Annotated in this window: 1 rRNA gene; it reads left to right on the forward strand. The window is 50.2% G+C overall.

Annotated elements, in window-relative coordinates:
• Window positions 1–107: 107 nt before the first annotated feature.
• Window positions 108–2164, forward strand: a 23S ribosomal RNA gene (locus tag ACIR310F_RS0100350); the annotation flags it as partial.

A 2164-nucleotide genomic window follows, 5' to 3' on the forward strand; every position in this document is an offset into this window, starting at 1 on the left:
GACTGCTGGATGAAATTCCAGCCAGAACCTTGAAAACTGCATAAGAGAACGAGAAAAAGCAGGCAGACACAGACATTTAAATGGATGTGAAAGCAAAGAAAAATTGTGGTCAAGCTAATAAGGGCTAATGGTGGATACCTAGGCACACAGAGGCGAAGAAGGACGTGGTTACCGACGAAATGTTCCGGGGAGTTGGAAGCAAACGAAGAGCCGGAAATATCCGAATGGGGCAACCCTAAATACTACCTGTTGAATATATAGACAGGAAAGAGCCAACCCAGCGAACTGAAACATCTTAGTAGCTGGAGGAAGAGAAATCAAAACAGAGATTCCCTAAGTAGTGGTGAGCGAAAGGGGAAAAGCCTAAACCAACGAGTTTACTTGTTGGGGTAGTGGGACAGCGATGTCGAATCACTGAGACTAGACGAAACAGCTAAATACTGTACCAGAGGGGGTGAAAGTCCCGTAGTTGAAAGTCAAAGGATAGTAGCTGCATCCCGAGTAGTACGGAGCACGAGGAATTCCGTATGAATCAGCGAGGACCACCTCGTAAGGCTAAATACTACTGTGTGACCGATAGAGAACAAGTACCGCGAGGGAAAGGTGAAAAGAACCCCGGGAGGGGAGTGAAATAGAACATGAAACCATAAGCTTACAAGCAGTGGGAGTCCGATTAAACGGATGACCGCGTGCCTGTTGAAGAATGAGCCGGCGACTTATAGGCACTGGTAGGTTAAAGCGAGAATGCTGGAGCCAAAGGGAAACCGAGTCTGAAGAGGGCGAAAATCAGTGTTTATAGACCCGAACCCTGGTGATCTAACCATGTCCAGGATGAAGCTTGGGTAACACCAAGTGGAGGTCCGAACCGACTGATGTTGAAAAATCAGCGGATGAGGTGTGGTTAGGGGTGAAATACCAATCGAACCAGGAGCTAGCTGGTTCTCCCCGAAATGTGTTGAGGCGCAGCGGTAATGATTAAATCTGGGGGGTAAAGCACTGTTTCGGTGCGGGCTGGGAGACCGGTACCAAATCGAGACAAACTCAGAATACCCAGAGAACACATTGCCAGTGAGACAGTGGGGGATAAGCTTCATTGTCAAGAGGGAAACAGCCCAGACCACCAGCTAAGGTCCCCAAATCATCACTAAGTGATAAAGGAGGTGAGAATGCCTAGACAACTAGGAGGTTTGCCTAGAAGCAGCCACCCTTGAAAGAGTGCGTAATAGCTCACTAGTCAAGCGTTCTTGCGCCGAAAATGAACGGGGCTAAGTGATGTACCGAAGCTGTGGGATTACTAATCATAATCGGTAGGGGAGCGTTCCGTAGTAGGGAGAAGCAGTAGCGGCAAGCAGCTGTGGACGAAACGGAAGTGAGAATGTCGGCTTGAGTAGCGCAAATGTATGTGAGAATCATACACCCCGAAACCCTAAGGGTTCCAGAGCCAGGTTCGTCCCCTCTGGGTTAGTCGGGACCTAAGGCGAGGCCGAAAGGCGTAGTCGATGGACAAAGTGTCAATAGTCACTTACTGTTCTGTGGGAGCATAGGCAGGGACGCATGAAAGATAGCCATACCCTAATTGGTTTGGGAGGGGTTTACGAACTCCGAGTGGTGAAGGAAAGTGCCAAGAAAAGCTGTGTATGTGATGAAGATAGAACACCCGTACCCGAAACCGACACAGGTAGGGAGGTTGAGAATACCAAGGGGCGCGAGATAACTCTCTCTAAGGAACTCGGCAAAATGGCCCCGTAACTTCGGAAGAAGGGGTGCCCACCTCAGACGTGGGTCGCAGTGAAGAGATCCAAGCGACTGTTTACCAAAAACACAGGTCTCCGCTAACTCGCAAGAGGACGTATGGGGGCTGACGCCTGCCCAGTGCCGGAAGGTTAAGGAAGCTGGTTAGCGTTAGTGAAGCTGGCGACCGAAGCCCCGGTGAACGGCGGCCGTAACTATAACGGTCCTAAGGTAGCGAAATTCCTTGTCGGGTAAGTTCCGACCCGCACGAAAGGCGTAACGATTTGGATGGTGTCTCAGAGAGAGACTCGGCGAAATAGGAATGTCTGTGAAGATACGGACTGCCTGCACCTGGACAGAAAGACCCTATGAAGCTTTACTGTAGCCTGGAATTGTGTTCGGGCTTGGCTTGCGCAGGATAGGTGGGAAGCGA

Source organism: Dolichospermum circinale AWQC310F, assembly GCF_000426925.1.
GTDB lineage: Bacteria > Cyanobacteriota > Cyanobacteriia > Cyanobacteriales > Nostocaceae > Dolichospermum > Dolichospermum circinale.